Annotated in this window: 18 protein-coding genes; 14 read left to right on the top strand and 4 right to left on the bottom strand. The window is 61.8% G+C overall.

Annotated elements, in window-relative coordinates; genetic code table 11:
• Nucleotides 1-492 precede the first annotated feature (492 nt).
• From E5X88_RS20430 to E5X88_RS20400, 7 genes are all read left to right on the top strand, one after another.
• A complete protein-coding gene (locus E5X88_RS20430) occupies nt 493-804 on the top strand; it encodes a helix-turn-helix transcriptional regulator (RefSeq protein WP_292164463.1) in 312 nt (103 codons plus the stop codon).
• The gene (gene hyfB / locus E5X88_RS20425) at nt 801-2,819 is read left to right on the top strand and encodes a hydrogenase 4 subunit B (protein WP_292164462.1); all 2,019 of its coding nucleotides are present in this window, start codon (nt 801-803) and stop codon (nt 2,817-2,819) included. Before E5X88_RS20430 ends, hyfB begins: the two co-directional genes overlap by 4 nt.
• The gene (locus E5X88_RS20420) at nt 2,810-3,766 is read left to right on the top strand and encodes an NADH-quinone oxidoreductase subunit H (RefSeq protein ID WP_292164461.1); all 957 of its coding nucleotides are present in this window, start codon (nt 2,810-2,812) and stop codon (nt 3,764-3,766) included. Before hyfB ends, E5X88_RS20420 begins: the two co-directional genes overlap by 10 nt.
• Nucleotides 3,766-4,428: a hydrogenase-4 component E gene (locus E5X88_RS20415; RefSeq protein WP_292164459.1), complete on the top strand. Its 663-nt coding sequence runs from the start codon at nt 3,766-3,768 to the stop codon at nt 4,426-4,428. Before E5X88_RS20420 ends, E5X88_RS20415 begins: the two co-directional genes overlap by 1 nt.
• Nucleotides 4,425-5,873, top strand: a complete 1,449-nt coding sequence (locus E5X88_RS20410) for a hydrogenase 4 subunit F (protein ID WP_292164457.1) — start codon at nt 4,425-4,427, stop codon at nt 5,871-5,873. The genes E5X88_RS20415 and E5X88_RS20410 overlap by 4 nt, the downstream gene beginning before the upstream one ends.
• Nucleotides 5,874-5,893: 20 nt before the next feature.
• The gene (locus tag E5X88_RS20405; RefSeq protein ID WP_292164634.1) at nt 5,894-7,444 is read left to right on the top strand and encodes an NADH-quinone oxidoreductase subunit C; all 1,551 of its coding nucleotides are present in this window, start codon (nt 5,894-5,896) and stop codon (nt 7,442-7,444) included.
• Nucleotides 7,445-7,507: 63 nt separating this feature from the next.
• A complete protein-coding gene (locus tag E5X88_RS20400; protein ID WP_292164456.1) occupies nt 7,508-8,047 on the top strand; it encodes an NADH-quinone oxidoreductase subunit B family protein in 540 nt (179 codons plus the stop codon).
• A gap of 136 nt (nt 8,048-8,183) precedes the next feature.
• On the opposite strand, the gene E5X88_RS20395 is transcribed toward E5X88_RS20400, so the two are convergent.
• On the bottom strand, nt 8,184-8,417 hold the full coding sequence (locus tag E5X88_RS20395; protein ID WP_292164455.1) for a hypothetical protein: 234 nt from the start codon (nt 8,415-8,417) through the stop codon (nt 8,184-8,186).
• Between the two features lie 388 nt (nt 8,418-8,805).
• Between E5X88_RS20395 and E5X88_RS20390 the strand changes: the two genes are divergently transcribed.
• From E5X88_RS20390 to E5X88_RS20360, 7 genes are all read left to right on the top strand, one after another.
• Nucleotides 8,806-10,959 (top strand): class I SAM-dependent DNA methyltransferase, encoded by a 2,154-nt coding sequence (locus tag E5X88_RS20390; RefSeq protein WP_292164453.1) that lies wholly within the window; start codon nt 8,806-8,808, stop codon nt 10,957-10,959.
• Nucleotides 10,916-11,068 (top strand): hypothetical protein, encoded by a 153-nt coding sequence (locus E5X88_RS20385; protein WP_292164451.1) that lies wholly within the window; start codon nt 10,916-10,918, stop codon nt 11,066-11,068. Before E5X88_RS20390 ends, E5X88_RS20385 begins: the two co-directional genes overlap by 44 nt.
• The gene (locus E5X88_RS20380) at nt 11,065-12,381 is read left to right on the top strand and encodes a restriction endonuclease subunit S (protein ID WP_292164449.1); all 1,317 of its coding nucleotides are present in this window, start codon (nt 11,065-11,067) and stop codon (nt 12,379-12,381) included. The genes E5X88_RS20385 and E5X88_RS20380 overlap by 4 nt, the downstream gene beginning before the upstream one ends.
• Complete coding sequence (locus E5X88_RS20375; RefSeq protein ID WP_292164447.1) at nt 12,378-12,965, top strand: hypothetical protein; 588 nt, start codon at nt 12,378-12,380, stop codon at nt 12,963-12,965. The genes E5X88_RS20380 and E5X88_RS20375 overlap by 4 nt, the downstream gene beginning before the upstream one ends.
• A gap of 8 nt (nt 12,966-12,973) precedes the next feature.
• Nucleotides 12,974-16,045 carry a DEAD/DEAH box helicase family protein gene (locus E5X88_RS20370; protein WP_292164444.1) on the top strand — a complete coding sequence of 1,024 codons (3,072 nt, stop codon included), beginning with the start codon at nt 12,974-12,976 and terminating at the stop codon, nt 16,043-16,045.
• 447 nt (nt 16,046-16,492) lie between these two features.
• On the top strand, nt 16,493-17,890 hold the full coding sequence (locus tag E5X88_RS20365) for an integrase arm-type DNA-binding domain-containing protein (RefSeq protein ID WP_292164442.1): 1,398 nt from the start codon (nt 16,493-16,495) through the stop codon (nt 17,888-17,890).
• 27 nt (nt 17,891-17,917) lie between these two features.
• Nucleotides 17,918-18,187 (top strand): hypothetical protein, encoded by a 270-nt coding sequence (locus tag E5X88_RS20360; RefSeq protein ID WP_292164440.1) that lies wholly within the window; start codon nt 17,918-17,920, stop codon nt 18,185-18,187.
• Between the two features lie 37 nt (nt 18,188-18,224).
• Here E5X88_RS20360 and E5X88_RS20355 read toward each other — a convergent pair whose 3' ends face one another.
• Genes E5X88_RS20355 through E5X88_RS20345 form a run of 3 tightly spaced genes read right to left on the bottom strand, consistent with a single transcriptional unit; the run spans nt 18,225 to nt 21,371 of the window.
• On the bottom strand, nt 18,225-19,316 hold the full coding sequence (locus E5X88_RS20355; RefSeq protein ID WP_292164438.1) for an ABC transporter substrate-binding protein: 1,092 nt from the start codon (nt 19,314-19,316) through the stop codon (nt 18,225-18,227).
• Entirely contained in the window at nt 19,313-20,671 is a 1,359-nt protein-coding gene (locus E5X88_RS20350) for a sensor histidine kinase (protein WP_292164437.1), read from the bottom strand. The genes E5X88_RS20355 and E5X88_RS20350 overlap by 4 nt, the downstream gene beginning before the upstream one ends.
• 22 nt (nt 20,672-20,693) lie before the next feature.
• The gene (locus E5X88_RS20345; RefSeq protein WP_292164434.1) at nt 20,694-21,371 is read right to left on the bottom strand and encodes a response regulator transcription factor; all 678 of its coding nucleotides are present in this window, start codon (nt 21,369-21,371) and stop codon (nt 20,694-20,696) included.
• Between the last annotated feature and the right edge of the window lie 52 nt (nt 21,372-21,423).

The raw sequence follows: 21,423 nt of genomic DNA, 5'->3' as shown, positions 1-21,423 counted from the left end.
CATATCTGTCCCTCCATCCGAAGGCTTTTACAGGCGACCGTCCCCGCTCCTGTCGGCCGCGCAAAAGTCTCTCATGATCCGGTTTTGATGCTGACCAAAGGTACATCTCGCTGAAAGGTTGCACGGGAGTACAGCATAAAGCAAGTTTAGATTTAAACGGTTGATTAAACTTTAAATTAGGAATTTCTAACAAGCCAGGAATTTCTATCAATTTTCGAACTTATTCCTTTAGCTGTGGCACAATATTGCAAATAAGCCGGGATACGCCTTTTGGAATAAGGCTCGAACACAATTGCGTTGTAGTGATGCCGGTCGGCACGCAGGAAATCCCGGAATTGCCCGGATGTTCGCCCGCGATCTCATCCCGGCCACAGCCGCGTCGGCTCGCCATCAATATCGATGTCTCACGCATCAGTAATTGACGTTAAAACATTTTAATGTATGCTGCAGAGCCGAGACATCATATCTCAAAGATGAGCCGAAGGGTCTCCGGTGATAACTGCACCACAATTGCGCGCCGCCAGGGCGCTGCTCGGTATCGACCAGCGCCGGCTTGCCGAATTGTCCGGCCTTTCGGTTCCGACAATTCAGCGCATGGAAGCCAGCGAGGCGATGATCCGGGGCAATGTCGATTCCTTGATGAAACTGATTGCGGCACTTGAGGCTGCCGGCATCGAGCTGATCGGCGAAGGCGCGACCAGCCAGGCTGGCGGACGTGGCGTGCGGCTGAAGGTCGGCCTCAATCCAGCCAGGATCTCCGGCGCCGACGAAGCGGAAGCCGAGGTCGGCGGGAGCCCGCCGTGACGTCGATCGTTGCCCTTCTCTTGTGGGGTGCCGCCGCGTTCTTGGGAACCGCCATGCTGGCTGTCGCCGTCAGCCGGCGCGGCTCGGCGACGCATCTGGTCTATGGCGCAACCCTTGGCATCTCGGCCGTCATGTTCGCGATCGCCACAGCCGCGCTGACAGGCGATCCTGCCGGCGTGTCCCCTGTCACGCTGCCGCTCGGACTGCCGTGGATCGGCGCTCATTTCCGTCTCGACGCGCTGTCGGCATTCTTTCTGGTCGTCGTCAATCTGGGCGGCACCGTGGCCAGCCTCTATGGGCTTGGCTACGGCCATCACGAACCTGCGCCACACCGGGTGCTGCCGTTCTTCCCGGCCTTCCTTGCCGGCATGAACATGGTCGTGCTGGCCGACGACGCCTTCACCTTCCTGCTGTCCTGGGAGTTCATGTCGCTCGCCTCGTGGGCGCTCGTCATGGCGCACCATCGCGAACAGGACAATACGCGGGCAGGCTACATCTATCTGGTGATGGCGAGCTTCGGCACGTTGGCGCTGCTGCTCGCTTTCGGCCTGCTGGCCGGACCGGACGGAACCTACACATTCGACGCGATGCGAGCCGCCGAGCCAAGCCGGTTCGCTGCCGCTGCCGCCCTGGTTCTCATGCTGCTCGGCGCCGGTTCCAAGGCCGGCCTTGTCCCGCTTCACGTCTGGCTGCCGCTCGCTCATCCGGCGGCGCCAAGCCATGTCTCGGCCCTGATGAGCGGCGTCATGACGAAGGTCGCCGTCTATGGCTTCCTACGTGTCGTTTTCGACCTGCTCGGCGAGCCGGCATGGTGGTCTGGCGTCGTCGTGCTTTTCCTCGGCGGGCTGACGGCGGTCCTCGGCATCCTCTACGCGCTGATGGAAAAGGACCTCAAGCGGCTCCTTGCCTACAGCACCATCGAAAACATCGGCGTCATCTTCGTTAGCCTTGGCCTGGCGCTCGCCTTCAAGGCCAACGCGATGCCGTCGGCCGCAGCGCTGGCGCTCACCGCCGCGCTCTTCCACGTTCTCAACCATTCCTTTTTCAAGAGCCTGCTGTTTTTCGGCGCGGGCGCCGTGCTCACGGCGACCGGCGAGCGCAATATGGAGAAGCTGGGCGGCCTTATCCATCGCATGCCGCTGACCAGCTTTGTCTTTCTCGTCGGCTGCGTTTCGATCTCGGCGCTGCCGCCCTTCAACGGCTTCGTCTCCGAATGGCTGGCCTTCCAGGCCATATTGCAGAGCCCCGATCTGCCGCAATGGGGCCTGAAGGTGATGGTGCCCGCCGTCGGCGGCCTGCTGGCATTGTCGGCGGCGCTGGCCGCGGCCTGTTTCGTCAAGGCATTCGGCATCACATTTCTCGGCCGGCCGCGTTCCGCGGCGGTGGAGCAGGCGCAAGAGGTGGATCGCTACGCGCTGGCGGCAATGTTTACTCTCGCCGCCCTTTGTCTGCTTGCCGGCATTCTGCCGGGCCTGGTCATAGACGGTCTTTCACCGGTGACGCTTTCGCTCATCGGCAGCCGCATGCCGGTGCAGATGGCGCAGCCCTGGCTGTCGATCGTGCCGATCGCCGAGAGCCGCAGCTCCTACAACGGCCTTCTGGTGTTCGTGTTCATCGCAATCTCGGCATCACTCGCGGCATTCGTCATCCACCGCTTCGCCTCCCATGCGCTGCGTCGCGGTCCCGCCTGGGGTTGCGGCTTTCCCGACGTCACACCAGCCGCGCAATACACCGCCGTCAGTTTCGCGCAGCCCATTCGCCGCGTCTTCGGCACATTCGCATTCCGTGCCAGGGAAAAGGTGGAAATGCCGCCGCCGGGCGCCACCGCTCCGGCACGCCTCACCGTGGAAATCCACGATGTGGTCTGGGAGACTTTTTACCAGCCGATCACCGGCGCTGTCGGCTATGCGACCGAGAAGCTGAACCGTCTGCAGTTCCTGACCATACGGCGCTATCTGACCCTGGTCTTCCTCTACCTCGTCACCTTGCTTCTGGTGCTCGCGCTATGGCCCTGATCGCTGAACTGGCCGTCCAGGGCGCGCAGATGATGCTGGTGCTTTTGCTGGCGCCGCTTCTGACCGGTTTCGTGCGCAAGGTGAAGGCGAGACTGCTGCGCCGCCAGGGGCCTTCGCTGATCCAGCCCTACCGCGATCTCCTGCGGCTGATGCGCAAGGAGGTCGTCCTGGCCGGCAACGCATCCTGGCTGTTTCGCGTCATACCCTATCTGATCTTTGCCGCCACCTGGGTCGCCGCCGCGCTCATCCCGACATTCGCCACCGGCCTCACCTTCAGTTGGACCGCCGATCTGATCGCCATCGTCGCGCTGCTTGGCAGCGCGCGTTTCTTCCTGGCGCTGGCGGGGATGGATGTCGGCACGAGCTTTGGCGGCATCGGCGCAAGCCGTGAGGTGATGATCGCTTCGTTGGCCGAACCCGCCATGCTTTTGATCGTGTTCAGCCTGGCGCTTGTCGCCGGCGCGACGCAACTCTCCACCGTCGCCGCCTTCATGGGCTCGCCGGAGGTTGGCCTGCGGGTATCGCTCGGCATGTCGCTGATCGCCCTCGTCATGGTGGCGCTCGCCGAAAACGCCCGCATACCGGTCGACAACCCATCCACCCACCTGGAACTCACCATGGTTCACGAAGCGATGGTGCTGGAATATTCCGGCCGCCATCTGGCGATGATCGAGTTCGCCGCCTTCCTCAAGCTTCTGCTCTATGTGTCGCTGATTTCCTGCGTCTTCATTCCCTGGGGGCTGGTGACCGCCCGCTCCGGGCCAGGTGCTTATGCTCTGGGCGTCGCGGTCTACATCGGCAAGCTTGCGCTGAGCGGCATTCTGCTTGCGGTGTTCGAGACCGCCATCGCCAAGATGCGCGTCTTCCGCGTTCCGGATTTCCTGGGTGCCGCCCTCATGCTGGCCCTGCTCGGCACGCTTCTGTTGTTCGTCTCACGGAGCCTTTGATGAACGGCCTCACCTTCGACATCGCTCATCTGCTCGCCGGCGGCCTGGTGCTGGTCAGCTTCATGATGCTGTATCAGGATCGCCTGTTTGCGCTGATCAACGTCTTTGCGCTTCATGCGGTGGTGCTGGCTTTGTCCGTGGCCTGGCAGGCCTACGTCCAGGACGCCCATCACCTTTATGTCACCGCGGCGATTGCCCTCATCTTCAAGGCGATCGTCATTCCCGTAGGGCTTCATCGCATCATCCAGCGGATCGGCATCCATCGCGACATCGAGACCGCCGTCGGCATCGGTCCGACCATGCTGGCCGGCATCGGTCTGGTGGCGCTGTCCATGGTGCTGATGCTGCGGGTCACGCCCGAAGCCGACCCACTGGCCCGCGAGGACCTGGCCTTCGCGCTGTCGATAATATTGCTCGGCCTGCTTGTGATGGTCACCCGCCGCAACGCCGTCAGCCAGGTTGTCGGCTTCATGTCGCTGGAGAACGGCCTGGTGCTGGCCGCCACCGGCGCCAAGGGCATGCCGCTGGTCGTCGAGATCAGCGTCGCCTTCTCGATCCTGATCGCCTTCATCGTCATCGGCGTCTTCCTGTTCCGCATCCGCGAAAGGTTCGACTCTGTGGATGTCGGCGCGCTCGACGACTACCGGGGAGAACGCCGTTGACCGCTCCCTTCGATGCGGTGGCCGCCATCCTGCTGATCCCCGTCGGCGCGGCGGCACTTCTGGCGGCGCTGCCGAACTACAAGATGTCGGCGGGCCTGAATGTCGCCGCGAGCTTCCTGACCTTGCTCGCCGCGCTGTCGCTGTTCATCACCGACCGGCCGCAGCCGGGCCAGTACCTGCTCGTCGACGATCTCAACATCGTCTTCATCGTGCTCAACACATTCGTCGGCTTCACCACCAGCGTGTTCAGCGCCTCCTACATCGCGCACGAACTGGACACCGGCCGGCTGACCGCGCCGAACCTGCGCTTCTACCACGCGATGTACCAGATCATGATGTTAGGCATGAACCTCGCCTTCGTCTCGAACAATATCGGTCTGATGTGGGTGGCGGTGGAGCTTGCGACGCTGACCACCGTGCTCATGGTCGGCATCTATCGCACGCATGAAGCGCTGGAGGCCGCCTGGAAATATTTCATCCTGGGAAGCGTCGGCATCGCGCTTGCGCTGTTCGGCACCATCCTCGTCTACATGGCCGCGCAGCCGGTCGTCGGCGAGGGCACCAATGCCATGGTCTGGACGGTGCTTATCGAACAGGCCGCGCGTTTCGACCCGGCTTTGCTCAACGTCGCCTTCGTCTTCCTGCTGCTCGGCTACGGCACCAAGGTCGGTCTTGCCCCCTTGCATGCCTGGCTGCCCGATGCGCATGCCGAAGGCCCGACGCCGATCTCGGCGGTGCTGTCGGGCCTGCTGCTCAACGTCGCGCTCTATGCCGTGCTGCGCTTCAAGCTGCTGCTCGCCGCGAGCCCCGAGGCGATCGCGCCTGGACCATTGATGGTGGCGATGGGGCTCACCTCGCTGATCTTCGCGGCCTTCATGCTCTACCGCCGCCGCGACATCAAACGCCTGTTCGCCTACTCGTCGATCGAGCACATGGGCATCATCGTCTTCGCCTTCGGCATGGGCGGCCCGCTGGCGAACTTCGCCGGCCTGCTGCACATGGTCATGCACAGCCTGACCAAGTCGGCGATCTTCTTCGCCGTCGGCCACATCGCGCAGGTCAAGGGAACACAAAAGATCGCCGACATAAGAGGGCTGACGGAAACGCATCCCGGGCTTGGCTGGGCTCTGGTCATTGGCGTCGTTGCCATTGCCGGCCTGCCGCCGCTCGGCATCTTCATGAGCGAATTCCTGGTCGTGAGCTCGACCTTCGCAAGACAGCCGCTTCTGGCGATCCCCCTGGTATTCGGGCTTCTGCTCGCCTTCGGCGCCCTGCTGCTGCGGCTGACCGGTGTCGCCTTCGGCGAGCCGCGCGGCAGCACCGCGCCCGTCGAGGCATCCTACGTGCCGATGTATTCCCACCTGGCCCTGGTGTTTGGCGCCGGCATCTATTTGCCGGCATCCCTGGTCACCTGGTTCCAGCACGTCGCGGACATTCTGGGATGAAGCGGATGAGCAAAAGAAGCCTGCCTGCGCTGACCGGCCTCATCGAGGCCGGCCGGCCTGTCGAGCACCACGCGCCCGCCAGACGCGCCATGGTGGCGCCGAAAGCCTGGAACCTTGCCGTGGAGCAGCTCGCCGAGGGCCGCTGGAGCCTGCTCGGTCTTTGGGGCGAGCCGGACATCGTCCACATGGCGCTTCTCGGCGAAGGTCGGGAGATCGGCATGATCAGCCTGAAATGCCCCGGCGGCCGCTACCCATCGGTCGGCCAGCTTCATCCGCCGGCCCTGCGCCTCGAGCGCGCCGCCGCGGACCTGTTCGGGCTGCTGCCGCAAGGCCTTCCCGATACCCGTCGCTGGCTCGATCACGGCCAATGGGGCGTCAGTCATCCCCTGGCACCGGGGACATTGGCAGCGGGGGCATCGGCAACCCGGACCCCGCCGCCAGCCGCGGCGTACCGTTTCCTGCCCGCCGAAGGCGACAGCCTGCACCAGATTCCGGTTGGGCCCGTGCATGCCGGCATCATCGAGCCCGGGCATTTCCGCTTCACCGCAAGCGGCGAAACGGTTGTGCGACTGGAAGAGCGTCTCGGCTACGTGCACAAGGGCATCGAAGGCCTGATGGCGGGTTCGCCTGTCGAGCGCGCGGCCAGACTGGCGGGCCGGACGTCCGGCGACAGCACCGTCGCCTATTCGCTTGCCTTTGCCCGCGCGGTCGAAGCCGCACTCGGTGTCGAGGCTCCGCCGCGCGCGGTCTGGCTGCGGGCGCTGATGGCCGAACTGGAGCGCCTTGCCAACCATCTCGGCGATATCGGCGCCATCTGCAACGACGCTGCCTTCGCGCTCATGCATGCCCATTGCGGCGTGCTGCGCGAACGCGTGCTGCGCGCCGGCGACGCGGCCTTCGGCCATCGCCTGATGCGCGACCGCATCGTGCCCGGCGGGGTGGCAAGCGACCTGGGCGAAGCGGGGACGGCGGCAATCCGGGCGCTGGTCGCGGAGATCAGGCAGCGCTTTCCTCATTTGGTCGAACTCTACGACAACACGGCGTCGCTGCAGGACCGCACCGTCGCGACCGGCCGGCTCAAGCCGGCACTCGCCCGCCAATATGCAGCAGGCGGTTATGTCGGCCGCGCCTCCGGCCGGGATTTCGACGCGCGGCGCAGCCCGGGCTATCCGCCCTATGACGAACTCGCCTTCGACGTCCCTGTCCTTCAGGAGGGCGACGTGAATGCGCGCGTCTGGATCCGCATCCGCGAGGTCGAGCAGAGCCTGTCGCTGGTCGAGCAGATCCTGCAAAAACTGCCGGGCGGCCCGATCCGCGTCGATATTGCCGAGCCGGATGGGCCGCGTGAAGGCATGGCGCTAGAGGGTATGGCGCTTGTCGAGGGCTTCCGGGGCGACATTCTGGCCTGGCTGCGCATTGGCGCAGGCGGCATCATCGAGCGCTGTCACCTGCGCGACCCCTCCTGGTTTCAATGGCCGCTGCTTGAAGCGGCGATCGAGGGCAACATCGTCGCCGACTTTCCGCTCTGCAACAAGTCGTTCAACTGCTCCTATTCCGGCCACGATCTCTAAGACCATGATCCCAAAAAGTGGAAACCGGTTTTTGGAAAAGGTCAAACAAGAAGGCACGCTGTCATGCGCAAGCTTCTCTTCGAAAGCCTGATACGCCCCCCGCTCACCGAGCGTCCGCCCGAAGCGAGCGATGCCGCGGTCGACGAGCTCGCCCGCGCTCTCGACGGTGCCGCCCGCAAGCGGCTCGGCCGAAGCCTGTCGATCCGGGCGATCGACGCCGGCTCCTGCAACGGCTGCGAACTCGAGATGCATGCGCTCAGCAACGCCTTCTACGACATCGAGCGCTTCGGTATCCGCTTCGTCGCCTCGCCGCGCCATGCCGACGTGCTGCTCGTCACCGGGCCGGTCACCAAAAACATGCGCGAGGCGCTGAAGCGAACCTGGGACGCGACGCCCAACCCCAAATGGGTGGTCGCCCTCGGCGACTGCGCCAGAAACGGCGGCTGCTTCGCCGGCAGCTACGCCGTCATGGGCGGCGTCTCGGAGGTGCTGCCGGTCGATCTGCACATCCCAGGCTGCCCGCCGCCGCCGGTGGAGATTCTGAAGGGGCTGCTGGCGTTGCTGGATGGGGTGAATGCCGGAACGGGCGCTGCCCGAGGTTGAAATGCCGGCGAGCTCCGGCCGTGCGGCAATCGGCAAAGCGAAGCTTTTCGCGACCGCGAATGCATGGCTCAGCCCCGACTGACCCGCCCGCCTGCAACTATGCCTGCCCATTTCTATTCAGGCTCCCCTGCGCGGATCAGATCGCCGGCACCCACTTCCAGAACACGCCTTCCATCCGTTCGGGGTAGTGCTTGAAATCGCATTCGAAGCGCCATCCGTAAGTCTTGGCGGCCGCCAGCGCTTCCGTGCTGACCGGGTTCATGCCCGTTCCCGGCGCGAACCAGTCTTCCAGCAAGTCGTCGGGTATGTAGGCGCCGATCCTCAAAGGCAGCTTTTCGAGGACGACATCCATTTCCTTCGGTGCGGACAATGGCTTCTCCTTCAAATCTACCCACAAACAAATCATCCGAAGCCGATTGGGTTCCAGATCATCGCTGAGATCGAAGGTGACCGTGATGGGCGGGCAGGACTGGATTCGACGTCGAGCTTTACGAGATATGGCTGAAATAGGGGAATCGGCAGTCGGTGTTTTGGCGGTCGCGGTTCAGTGGCGGGAAGCCAGGTCGGCCAGGTTCCAGTATTCTGTCCGCTCCGGTCGTCGTCTACCAACCCCAAGCCGTCCTATCCGTCCACCAAAGCTCAATTGATCGCCGGTGTGGCGTACCAGTCGCTCCTTGACTGTACGCGGTCGGTCGATTCTACCTCCTCCGGGAAATGTTCCATTCCAAGTGAAGAAATTGCCAAGGCGGACTGCTGACATGAATCTGCAAGCCCACGAGAATTTGAAGTCTACGATCTGGGAAATTGCCAACCGACTTCGCGGCCCATATCGCCCGCCGCAATACCGGCTGGTCATGTTGCCGATGGTCGTGCTGCGCAGACTGGATTGCGTTCTTGAGCCGACCAAGGCCGCTGTACTCAAGGAATACGAAAAGCTGACCGCAAAGGACACGCCCGAAAGCGCGATGGATAAGCTGCTCGGAAAGGCCGCTGACCCCAAGCGCAAGCATCCGCTTTACAACGTAAGCCCTTTCACTTTTGAAAAGTTGCTTGGTGATCCGGAGAACATTGCGCCGAATCTCGTTTCTTACATCAACGGGTTCTCGCCTACTGCACGCGCAATTTTTGACAAGTTCAAATTTACAGACCAAGTCGAAAAGCTCGACGCCAGCAACCGACTTTTCACCATCGTCAAGGCGATGGCTGATCCCCAAGTTGATCTACACCCTGACCGCATAGACAATTTGCAAATGGGCTATCTATTCGAGCATCTGGTGATGCGCTTCAACGAGCAGGCCAACGAAGAAGCCGGCGACCACTTCACCCCCCGCGAAGTCATCCGTCTGATGGCCAACCTTATATATACCGGTGAACCGGATGTGTACAAACCGGGAATCTACCTTGAAATTTATGATCCCGCATGTGGTACCGGTGGAATGCTTTCGGAGTCAGAACGGTTCTTCAAAGGAGAACCCGGAAGTGATCTCGGGCAAAACAAGTCAGCACATTTGGCGTTGTTCGGGCAAGAATATAACGATGAAGCTTGGGCAATCTGTTGTTCGGACATGCTCATCAAGGATGAAGATGTCAGCAATATTATTCTCGGCGACACTCTGGGCGATGGCAAGGCTCGTGACGGCTTCGAGCGCAGGCAATTCCACTACCTGCTCGCTAACCCTCCCTTTGGCGTAGAGTGGAAGGACCAGAAGGCGGTTGTCGAGAAGGAGCACAACGAGTTGGGCTTCTCCGGTCGCTTCGGTGCCGGGCTGCCCGCGATCAATGACGGCTCCCTGCTGTTCCTCCAGCACATGATCTCGAAGATGTACCCCTACAAGGGAGGGGACGAAAACGCGGTCGGCTCCAAGATCGCCATCGTCTTCAATGGCTCGCCGCTCTTCTCGGGCGATGCCGGCTCCGGCCCATCGAACATCCGCCGCTGGATCATCGAGAACGATTGGCTTGACGCCATCGTGGCGCTGCCCGACCAGCTTTTCTACAATACCGGCATCTTCACCTATGTCTGGCTCGTCACCAATCGCAAGGCTCCCGAGCGGCGCGGCAAGGTACAACTGATCGATGGCACTCGCTTTTTCAAGCGGATGACGAAGAGCCTCAACAACAAGCGCAACGAGATCACCGACGAGCAGATCAGTCACCTCACCCGCATCTATGGCAATCACAGCGATGGCGAGGCGGCGGAGGTACGGGTCAACGGCGATACCGAAAAGCGAATCGTCTCGCGCGTCTTCGAGAATCGCGAGTTCGGTTTCCTCAAGGTGACGGTTGAGCGCCCGTTGCGCATGAACTTCGAGGCGAGCCCGGAGCGCATAGCCAAACTGGACGGCCAGAGCGCCTTCATCAATCTCGCTACCTCAAAAAAGCGCAAGGACGACAAGGCGGCGGCGCGCGAGATAGAGGAAGGGCGCGCGCAGCAGGAGGCCATTCGCGCCGCGCTGGCAACGCTCGAAGGCAAGGGCCGGTATATGGACCGCGAGGCGTTCGAGGCCGATCTTGCTCGCGCCACCAAGCGCGCCGGGGTCAGCATCGCCGCGCCGATCAAGAAAGCCGTCTTCGCCGCGCTGGGTGAGCGCGACTCAAACGCCGAGATTTGCTGCGACGGCAAGGGCAGGCCGGAGCCGGATAGCGAATTGCGCGACACCGAAAACATCCCGCTGCCCGAGGCATTCGGGATGCCCAAGGCGTTCCTGGACGCGGTGAACAGGGACGAGAACGCCGCCCATAAGGGTGCGAAATTGCCGATGTTCTTCGGGCCGGACAAACCAAACGAGCACCTTGTCACTGCAATGAAGCCCGCAATTGACGCCTATTATGGCGCGCGAAGTGCTCCCCCATGTCTCCGATGCCTGGGTGGACTACGACAAGACCAAAATCGGCTACGAAATCCCGATTAACCGACATTTCTACGTCTACGACCCGCCGCGCCCGCTGGACGAGATCGAGACGGACATCACCGCGCTGGAAGGCGAGATCGCTGGGCTGCTGAAAGGGCTGGTTGCATGACGACCGTGCCCGAAAAGGTGGAGCAGGCTTACGGCTCGCTTCCGGCTGGATGGCGGCTGGAGAAGCTCAAGTTCTTCGCGGATGTACGCAACAGCAATGTCGACAAAACGATTGCGGACGGCGAAGAGCCGATTCGGCTCTGCAACTACACCGACGTTTACTATAACGACCGGATCACTCCTGACCTGGAGTTCATGCAGGGGGGCGCGACCGAAGCGGAAATCGAAAAATTCCAACTCAAGCGCGGTCAGGTGATCGTCACCAAGGATAGCGAAAGCTGGGACGACATCGGTATTCCAGCGCTTGTTGCCGAAGATATGCCGGGTGTTGTCTGCGGCTATCACCTTTCGGTCTTTGAGCCGAATGGGGTCGATCTCGACGGCGGCTACCTCGCATGGCTTTGCCGTTCCGAGCCACTGAACGATCAGTTCAAGCTTGGGGCCAATGGCGTCACGCGCTTCGGACTCGGCCAGTACCCGATGAAAAACGCCTTTATCGCACTCCCGCCCCTCGACACCCAGCGACGTATTGCGCGGTTTCTGGATGAAAAGACGGCACGGATCGACGGGCTGATCGAGAAGAAGCGAGCGCTTCTGGACCGGCTGGCCGAAAAGCATCAGGCCCTGATCACCCGCGCCGTCACCAAGGGCCTGAACCCCGCCGCCCCCATGAAACCCTCCGGCATTGACTGGCTCGGCGACATTCCAGCGCATTGGGAAGTGTTGCCGTTGAAGCGTGTGTTGCGCAGTTCCACCTATGGCGTCTCCGCCTCTCTGGAACCCGCTGGAGGGGTCGCAGTGCTTCGGATGGGAAACCTAGTCGGTGGGGAAATCGACCTTGGCGATTTGCGTTTTCTCGATGAGGTAGATGAGAATCTACTGCTGGAGGCCGGCGACGTCGTCTTCAACCGCACCAACAGCCTTAATCTGGTCGGAAAGACCTCGATTTTTCGCGGGGACGCAGACTTCCCCGTGTCGCTCGCGTCCTATCTGGTGCGCTTCCGTTTCACCGATAGATACCTCCCAGAGTACGCCAATTTCGTCATGGGTACGGAAGTGCTGCTGGCTTTGGCTCGCACGCTCGCTTTGCCGAGCATCGGTCAGGCAAATCTTAATCCGTCAAGGTACGCGCAGATAGAATTCCCGATTCCACCTGTCGCTGAACAATCGGGGATAGTGGGGTATCTCGTGGAACAGACGAGCAGGATTGCGACGATTTGGGATCGCATCGACACATCGCGGCAACAATTGGCAGACTATCGAGCGGCGCTCGTCACGGCTGCCGTCACGGGTCAGATCGTAGAACTGGCATGACCCTCGACGCGTCCAGCTACTTCGACCACATCAAAGCGTACATCAGCGACGAATATATCGTCCATCGCGGCGACGGAGGCGAGATCGTCCTCCGTGAAAAGTACTTCCGCGAAGGCGAAACCAAGAAATCTACACGGATTGTGCGGCTGCCATACAAGGGCAAGGCGTTCGCCATCAAGCTCGATGGGCGAAATAACCCTCTTTTCCATTTTCTCGACGACAACGGCAAGGAGTGGTCAAAGCGGTGCGATTTTGTCGTTTTCCAGTGCTTCAACCGCAAGGTTATGGCGTACCTCTTCGAGTTCAAAACGAAGAGTTTGGATCCAGGCTCAATCATAGATCAGCTCAGGTCGGGTGCCCATTGGTGCGCTTGCCTCCGAAAGGTGGTCGCACAATACACAGGCGACAGCAGACCCCTGAAGATCAAGAAGTTCGTACTCACCGAGAACAACAATCCAGACGCCTATCTGGATGTAGACAATAAATATCTCGCGCGGGACCCTTCTGTTCGGCACTATCATTATGATGAAGTCGAGGCGCTGGGGCTCGACGAACTTGAGAATGAGTCCATAAATACGGTTTGAGGGGCAGTATGTCGGGGCACACCGAACACGACTTCGAGACAGCGATTGAGACCGGATTAATCGGCGCGGGCGGCTATGCTAAGCGCCAACCGACCGCCTATGACGAGGCTCTGGCGCTATTCCCGGACGATGTGATCGGCTTTCTGAAAGACAGTCAGCCGGCGAAGTGGGGGCAGTTGGAAGCGCTGCTCGGGGCCAAGACAGAAGCGACCATACTCGATAGTTTCGCCAAGGAACTCGACATCAAGGGCACGCTGCACGTCCTGCGACATGGGTTCAAATGCTACGGCAAGACGTTCCGATTGGCCTTTTTCCGCCCAAACTCAGCGATGAATCCTGAGGCAACCGCATCCTATGCCGCGAACCGGTTGACCATCACGCGGCAGGTGGCCTTCACCTCGGTGATGAAAAAGGCGGACGGCAAGAATCGGCGCTGCATCATCGACGTGACGCTCAGCCTCAATGGTCTGCCCGTGGCCACGGCGGAACTGAAGAACCCGCTGACGGGCCAGCGCGCGGCGGATGCGGTGCGGCAGTATTGCGATGGGCGCGACGAGCGCGATTTGCTGTTCGCCTTCAAGAAACGCGCGCTTGTGCATTTCGCGGTGGACCCTGACGAGGTGTGGATGACCACACGCCTCAAGGGTAAGGAAACCGTCTTCCTGCCCTTCAACCGAGGCAATAATCACGGCGCGGGCAACCCGCCTGTCGAAAGAAACTGGAAAACCCACTACCTCTGGGACGAGGTGCTACAGGCCGATAGCCTGATCGACATCTTGCAACGCTTCATGCACCTGGAAGTGAAGGAGCGGCAGGTCAAGTCCGACAAGGGCGTGCGCACCATCCGTAAGGAAACGATGGTCTTCCCGCGCTACCACCAGCTTGATGCGGTGCGTAAGCTCGTGGCCCATGCGCGCTCGAATGGCTCGGGGCGCAACTATCTCGTCCAGCACTCGGCAGGGTCAGGAAAATCCAACTCCATCGCGTGGCTTGCCCACCGGCTGGCGAGCCTGCACGACGCCAACGACCAGAAGGTGTTTCATTCGGTCGTGGTCGTCACCGACCGGCGCGTGCTCGATCAGCAATTGCAGAACACAATTTATCAGTTCGAACACAAGACCGGCGTGGTCGAGAAGATCGACGAGGACACCCAGCAGCTTGTTCGCGCCTTGTCGCAGGGCACGCCGATCGTCATCACCACGATCCAGAAATTCCCCTTCATTGCGCAGGCGCTCTCCACGCTGGAGGGCAAGGGCACGGGAGTGAAGATCGACACGGCGGGCAAGCGCTTTGCCGTGATCGTTGACGAGGCGCATTCCTCGCAAAGCGGCGAGACTGCGACCGCGCTCAAGGGGATGCTCAACAAGGATGGCATTGAAGCCGCGATCGCCGCGCAGATATCGGACGAAGAGGACGACGCTCTGTCCGATGATGCCAAGGCAGCCATACTGCGCGATGCGCTGAAACGCGCGCGGCAGCCGAACCTCAGCTTCTTTGCGTTCACCGCCACACCGAAATTCAAGACCAAGACGCTTTTTGACGAGCCGGGGCCATCCGGCACCTCGCCGTTCCACGAGTACACCATGCGGCAAGCCATCGAAGAGGGCTTTATCATGGACGTGCTCTTGAACTACACGACCTACAAGCGCTTCTTCGGCCTCATCAAGCAGGTGGAGGATGACCCGGAGGTGCCGCGCAAGAAGGCCGCGAAGGCGCTGACCCGTTATCTGGAACTGCATCCGGTCAATATCGAGCAAGTGGTTTCGGTTATCGTGGAGCACTTCCGTCTCTACGTCATGCACGAGCTTGGCGGGCGGGCCAAGGCGATGGTGGTCACCGGCTCGCGTCTTGCCGCCGTTAAATACAAGCTAGCGTTCGACCGCTACATCAAGGATCACGGATATACCGGGATCCGCTCGTTGGTCGCCTTTTCGGGCAGCGTGGAAGACCCGGAAGACCCCGGCTCTTCGTACACCGAAGTTTCGATGAACGACGGGCTGGCCGAAAGCGAACTGCCAGAAACCTTCGAGCGCGACGACTACCGCGTGCTTCTGGTCGCCGAAAAATACCAGACGGGCTTCGACCAGCCGCTCTTGCAAACGATGTATGTCGTCAAGCGGCTGGCCGGTGTGCAGGCGGTGCAGACACTATCTCGCCTCAACCGTATGGCTCCGGGCAAGGCGCGCACCTTCGTGCTCGACTTCGCTAACGAGGAAGACGATATCTACAAGGCGTTCAAGCCCTATTACGAAGCGACGCCCATTGGCGAGAATGCCGATCCGCACCGCCTGTCGGAATTGCAGCACAAGCTCTTGGAATGGGCGATCTTCTCACCCGACGACGTCAATGCCTTCGCCGAGGTGTGGTATCGGGGAAAGCGCGATCACTCCGCCACCGACCATCGGCTGATGAACGCGGTGCTCGATGCCGTGGTGCAGCGGTTCCTCGAGAAAGAAGCGCCGGAGCAGGACGAGTTTCGTGGCCAGTTGACCGCGTACCGGAACCTTTACGCCTTCCTCTCCCAGATTATCCCCTATCAGGACAGCGAACTTGAAAAGCTCTATGCCTTTGTTCGCAACCTAATCGCCAAGCTCCCACCACCAGGCGATGGCCATGCCTTTGCGCTGGACGACGAGGTGGCGCTTCGCTTCTTCCGACTCCAGCAGATGACGGAAGGTTCAATCGATCTAGGCTATGGCGAAGCCGCCCCGCTCAAGGGGCCGACGGACGTTGGCACTGGAAGTTTCGCGGAGGAGGGCGTCGCATTGTCCACATTGGTGGCGAAGCTAAACGAGCGCTTCGGCACCAATTTTACCGAAGCCGATCAATTCTTCTTCGACCAGATGCGTGCGAGCGCCGAAGAAGACGACAAGATCGTTGAAGCGGCCAAGGCCAACAACCTTGCCAACTTCTCATCCTATCTGGAACGGATGCTCGACGAACTGTTCATCGACCGCATGGAGGGCAACGAGGAAATTTTCTCGCGGGTGATGACCGACAAGGAGTTCCGCTCGGCTGCCCATGAACATCTTGCGCTGGAAATCTTCCGGCGCGTGCGCGACCGGCAAACGGCGGATTGACGAGAATTGATTGCAACGAATTGCACGAAAGGAATTTTGGGTGCCAAAGCTCGGATTGCACGCCTTCGTCAGCAGGGGCACAAAGACGGGAGAGTTTCTCTTCCCGCACAAGCACGAAGACGGCACTTACGTTGTATCGAAGACCCGTTTCGAGGATGACTACGTCCGCGTAGGAAACGACGGACTGCCAGAGACGAACGAAATTTAGGCGATATTTCAAAGGGGTTAGTGGCGCACCCGACAGGATTCGAACCTGTGACCTCTGCCTTCGGAGAATGGATAATCGGTTCCGCCGAAACTATCCGATTCTATCCGAATCCGCGCTATGCCACTGAAATCACAAAACAAATTTGAATTCGATCAGCACCGACGGTACGACGGAGCGGCTCAAACCCCCGGTGCTTACGCATTGCTTACGCGGGGATTCTGCCAAGGAAACACCCCCGAATGACGAAGCTAACCAAACGAACCGTCGATACCACCGAAATCAGGTCCTCGGACTATGTCATTTGGGACGAGGACCTGCCTGGCTTCGGGCTGCGGGTCTTCAAATCGGGGAAGCGAAGCTATGTCGTGCAGTATCGCTCGGCTGGCCGTTCGCGTCGCTACACGATCGGGCTACACGGAGTCTGGACTCCCGAGGAGGCAAGGCGCGAGGCGAAAGTCCTGCTCGGCCAGGTCGCGAGGGGTGGAAACCCTGCCGAGGAGCGCAAGCTCGATCGCGAAGCGATCACCGTCAAGGAACTCTGCACCCGCTACCTCGAAGATTTGAAGAACGGACTGGTGCTCGGGAAGCGAGGGCGACCAAAGAAGCTCACGACGATCTCCACCGATGTGGGGCGCATCGAGCGGCACATCATTCCGCTGCTCGGCAGCAGACGGGTACGGGACTTGGCCAAGTCCGACATCACGCAGGCCATGAAGGACATCATGGCGGGCAAGACGCGTACGAACGTCAAGACGGACAAGCTGCGCGGGCGCGCCATCGTGCGCGGTGGGGCTGGCACAGCCGCCCGGACTATAGGTCTCTTCGGCGGCATTCTCACCTATGCGGTGGAGCTGGGCATCATCGAACAAAACCCAGTGCACGGTGTGCGCAAGCCGAAAGACCAGGTCAACGCCCGCCGTCTCAGCGAGCAGGAATACCGCACGCTCGGCGATATTCTGCGGAAAGCGGCCGAGGACAGACAGTACGAGACCACCGCAGAGATGATCCGGGTGATCGCCTTGACAGGCTGCCGACGCAGCGAGGTCATCGGTCTGCGGTGCGGCGAGATCGATATCGACGGGAGTTGCCTGCGTCTTACCGACAGCAAGGAGGGGGCGTCCGTGCGTCCTATCGGCTTGCTGGTCCTGGAATACCTCGAGGGTCGCCGCGACGAGGAACAGAGTGCTGAAGACTACGTCTTTCCCGGCTGGGAGGACGGCATGCCATTCGGGAGCTTCCCCAGGCAGTGGACGAAGTTGCTCAAGGATACTGACTTGGCCGACATCACGCCGCATGTTCTGCGACACAGCTTCGCCAGCATCGGCAATGACCTTGGGTTCACCGAAGCGACGATCGCCGCCTTGGTTGGCATTGTCGCGCGCCTCGACTTGATCGGCGATCTCGGCGAGGCGGCGGCGCACCGTCATGTGATTGGCGCCGACGCCACTTGGAAGGAACAAGTCGATGACACGGGCGGCCTCGCGGAACGACAGCCTTGCACCAAGCTCGGCCTGGATGCGGACGAGCTCGGGCGTGGCGCGCCCTTTCAGAAGCATCGGCACACGTCTGGATCGCCCGCCAGATCCCGAAGAATCGGCCTCCGGTCGACGGCAAGGGCAAGGACGGAGCCGCAGTAGCCGGACAGTCACCGTGCCGAACAGGGTTTGGATGATCCGCTGCCGGCGATCGTGAAGAGGACGCGTCAAACCACAATGACAGCATCTTCGATCCAGGGTGGCGCTCTGCTCGATCTGGCCCTCGATCATCCGAAGCTGAAGCTGCTGCAGCAGATCTTTCGCCTCCGCAAGTCGAAGACCAAGGTCGTCCGGAACGCGTGCTTGCGCGCTCATCCCGGTTCTGTCGCCAAAGCGCTCATGATCGGATGCAATCGTTACCCCCAAGTTTGTTCCGCTCCCCTGGGCTCGCTACCGTGATCGACAGACACCCTCATCGGCAAGCTGAACCAGATCGTCAACGCCTCAACAGGACGTTCTTCCAGTCGGTTATGAACTGGTGCCGCTGGATTTCGTCTTGGGCGGCCAGCAGCGCCGGTCCGATGCGGATCGGCCTTCCGATGCCGGAGCCGGTCAGGCTCTCCGGCCCTTCCACGCCGTGAGGCAGCGGCGCATCTTCGGAAAAAAAGAACGACGACTCCCTCGCGACCTGACGCCCGCGCGCGGAAAGCAGATAATCGAGAAAGTGCTTGCCGAACTCCGCTCCCGCCGCGCGGGCGGGAATCATCGCTCCGCGCGACAGGATAAGGGCATAGTCCTCGGGCAGGACGATGCGCAGGTCCGGATTGGCGAGCGCCGCCGCATAGGCGTATGAGCCCAACACGTTGTAGGCGATGCTGATCCGCCCGGCGGCGAGTTCGCCGAGCACCTCGTTGTTGCAGCAGCGGACGACGGTTTCGGCGCGGCTGAGCGTCTCCAGGAGCCGGCCGTTCGCCGTCGGTGCTTGGCGCGAGTCGTAAAAAGCAAGGAGATAGCCGATGCCGGATGCCTCGATATCGTAGGTCGCGATGCGGCCGCGATAGACGTCGGTTTTGCTCCGCAGCAGATCCGACAGCGCATCGTGGCTGCGCGGCACGTCTTCGGGCGGCACGGAGCGCCGGTCGTAGACGAAGACGACGGGCTCGAAGGTGAAACCGAACACCTCGTTGCGCCAGTTCGCCCAATCCGCCACGCCCTGCGTTCCAGATGAATCATGCATCTGGGCGCAGCCGTCATTGGCGAGGCGGACCAGTTGGTCTACCGATGACGAGAGCAAGATATCCGCCTTGGACGATCCCGCCGCGCAGGCCTGCTGGGCCTCCCGGAACAGGTCGTTGGTCACGTAGTCGCTGTATTCGATCGCAACGCCTGGATTGAGCGCCTGGAAATCGCGCAGGAGCGGCCGCATCGCCTCGAGATCGGTCGCGGCGTGGATGACGAGACGGCCCGTCTCGTCTCCCTGCGCGGGAAATGTCACGCGATCGCCTTCCACCGCGCCGGCCATGGCCGGGAACAGGTAGGCGACGGCCGCGAGGACCCGCTTCAGCGCGGGCAGGCGATATCGGCTCATCGATCGGAATCCTGTATGAGCGGCAACTCCAGATAGACGCAAAACGGCTTGGTTTCCGTCCGTTCGCGGAAGCCGAGCCGTCCGTGCAGAACCGACGCGACCTCCGATGCGATGGCGAAGCCGAGGCCCGATGCGCCCCGCGTGTCCGAGCTTCCGGTATAGAAACGGCTGACGACGTTCGGCCAGTCCTCCTGCCTGATGCCGGGACCGTCGTCGATAACCTCGATCAGGCCGAAGTCCTCCCGACGCCGTACGCGAACCTCGAGTCTCGCGACCGCGCCGTGCCGCAGGGCATTATCGATGACGTTGACGATCGCCTCGCGCAGGCTCAACGCGTCGCCCATCGCCACAAGCTCCTCCTCCGACGGCTCGAACGAGACGACCATGTCCGGATCCACCGTGATCGGCACGGCGTTGCGGAAGGCCATGCGCGCCACCTCATTCAGCCACACCGGAGCGAGCTGGATCGAATCGAAGCGATGGATCACCATCGCGTGGTTGAGCAACTGGTTGGTCAGGCCGGCCAGCTCCGCCGTGCGGCTCTGCACGCGCTGCAGGTGCCGGCGGTCCTCCGGCGCGACCTTCTGTTCGTCGATCATGCTCACCTGGGCGGAAAGCGCCGTCAGCGGCGTGCGGATCTGGTGCGCGCTGTCGGCGATGTAGCGCTGGAGCAGCTTGATCCGCTCGTCGAGGCGGTTGATGAAGTGGTTGATGGACGTCACGAAGGGGGACAGCTCGCGCGGCACGGCGACCTGAAGGGGCGCGAGGTCCTGGGGATCGCGACGCCTCAGCGCCGCGCCAAGATCGTCGACCGGCCGAAGCGAGTAGCGCACGGCGAACGCCGTCCCGATAAGGGCCAGAACGCTCATGACCGCAACGAGAACGGACGCCCGCGCCGTCAGTTCCGAGGCAAGAGCGCGTCGCGCCTCGATCGTCTGCGCCACCACGACATAGGCCCAGCCCGGACCGTTCGGCATGCTCATCGCGTGGGAGACCGTTACGGTGCGGACGGGGACACCGAGAAAGGTGTCGTTGCCGAAGACGGGGGCCGCGCGGCTGACCTCGAGGTCGATCTCCGCCGCCAGGTCGGCATAGCCGGTGAGGGTCGCGCCCGACGGATCGATGACGCGATAGAAGACCCGGTCGTGCTGCGCCAGCCCGAGCAGCTCGAAGGCAGACGGAGGCAGCACGAACCGAAGGCTGTCTTCGGCGACGATGAGGCCGTCGCTCATCTGGAAGGCGGCGCCCAGAAGCAGCCTGTCATACGCTTCGTCGGCGGCGGTGCGCGCATATATCCAGGCCGCGGTGATCAGCGCCCCCGCGCCGAGCACCAGGACGAAGCCGACACGCCGCATGAGGCGGGAAAACAGCGAGCTTCTATGTGCCATCGTCGGAGATCAGTTGGTAGCCGCTGCCTCTCAGCGTGACGATCCGGGCGCGCGCACCGTCCAGCTTCTTGCGCAGGCGGCCGATGTAGAGCTCGATGGCGTTGGCCCCGGCAGCGTCGTCGAAACCGAAGAGCTGGTCGAGCAGTTCCTCCTTGCTGAAGACCTTGCCGGGGCGCGAGGCGAGGATCTCCAGAAGCGCAATCTCTCGGCGCTTGAGCTGTATCTCGCGCTTGCCCACCATCACATTGCGGTTGGCCCGGTCGAGGCTGATGTCGCCACAGACGATCAGATTGGTCGCGTCGCCGCCGCTGCGTCTTCGCACGAGCACCCGCGCACGCGCCTCCAACTCGCGGAAGTCGAACGGCTTGACCAGATAGTCGTCGGCGCCGTGGTCGAGCGCGGTGACCCGGTCGTCGATCTCGGAGCGCGCCGTCAGCACCAGCACGGGCACGCCGCTCTTGGCCTGCCGCAGTTTCTTCAGGATCGAGAAGCCGTCCATGCCAGGCAGCATGACGTCGAGGATCACGAGATCGTATTCGGTGAAGCCCAGTATGTCGGACGCGGCAGCGCCGTCGGTCTCCCAGTCGACGGTGTGGCCCGTCTGCTGGAAGCGCCGGCAGATCGCTTCGCCCACGTCATGGGTGTCTTCAATGAGGAGAACACGCACATTCCATTATCGCATGCGGCCTTGCCGGCGACAAGCAAATCCGGGGGCGGAC

This window comes from Mesorhizobium sp. (assembly GCF_004962245.1).
Classification (GTDB): Bacteria; Pseudomonadota; Alphaproteobacteria; order Rhizobiales; family Rhizobiaceae; genus Mesorhizobium.
The sequence above is the reverse complement of the archived record's forward strand: the minus strand, read 5'-3'. Positions and strand labels throughout refer to the sequence as shown.

Coding starts and splice junctions, on each gene's coding strand:
- E5X88_RS20420 (WP_292164461.1), top strand. CDS start 2,810: ATGGCCCTGATCGCTGAACTGGCCGTCCAGGGCGCGCAGATGATGCTG.
- E5X88_RS20415 (WP_292164459.1), top strand. CDS start 3,766: ATGAACGGCCTCACCTTCGACATCGCTCATCTGCTCGCCGGCGGCCTG.
- E5X88_RS20400 (WP_292164456.1), top strand. CDS start 7,508: ATGCGCAAGCTTCTCTTCGAAAGCCTGATACGCCCCCCGCTCACCGAG.
- E5X88_RS20390 (WP_292164453.1), top strand. CDS start 8,806: ATGAATCTGCAAGCCCACGAGAATTTGAAGTCTACGATCTGGGAAATT.
- E5X88_RS20380 (WP_292164449.1), top strand. CDS start 11,065: ATGACGACCGTGCCCGAAAAGGTGGAGCAGGCTTACGGCTCGCTTCCG.
- E5X88_RS20375 (WP_292164447.1), top strand. CDS start 12,378: ATGACCCTCGACGCGTCCAGCTACTTCGACCACATCAAAGCGTACATC.
- E5X88_RS20370 (WP_292164444.1), top strand. CDS start 12,974: ATGTCGGGGCACACCGAACACGACTTCGAGACAGCGATTGAGACCGGA.
- E5X88_RS20365 (WP_292164442.1), top strand. CDS start 16,493: ATGACGAAGCTAACCAAACGAACCGTCGATACCACCGAAATCAGGTCC.
- E5X88_RS20355 (WP_292164438.1), bottom strand. CDS start 19,316: ATGAGCCGATATCGCCTGCCCGCGCTGAAGCGGGTCCTCGCGGCCGTC.
- E5X88_RS20350 (WP_292164437.1), bottom strand. CDS start 20,671: ATGCGGCGTGTCGGCTTCGTCCTGGTGCTCGGCGCGGGGGCGCTGATC.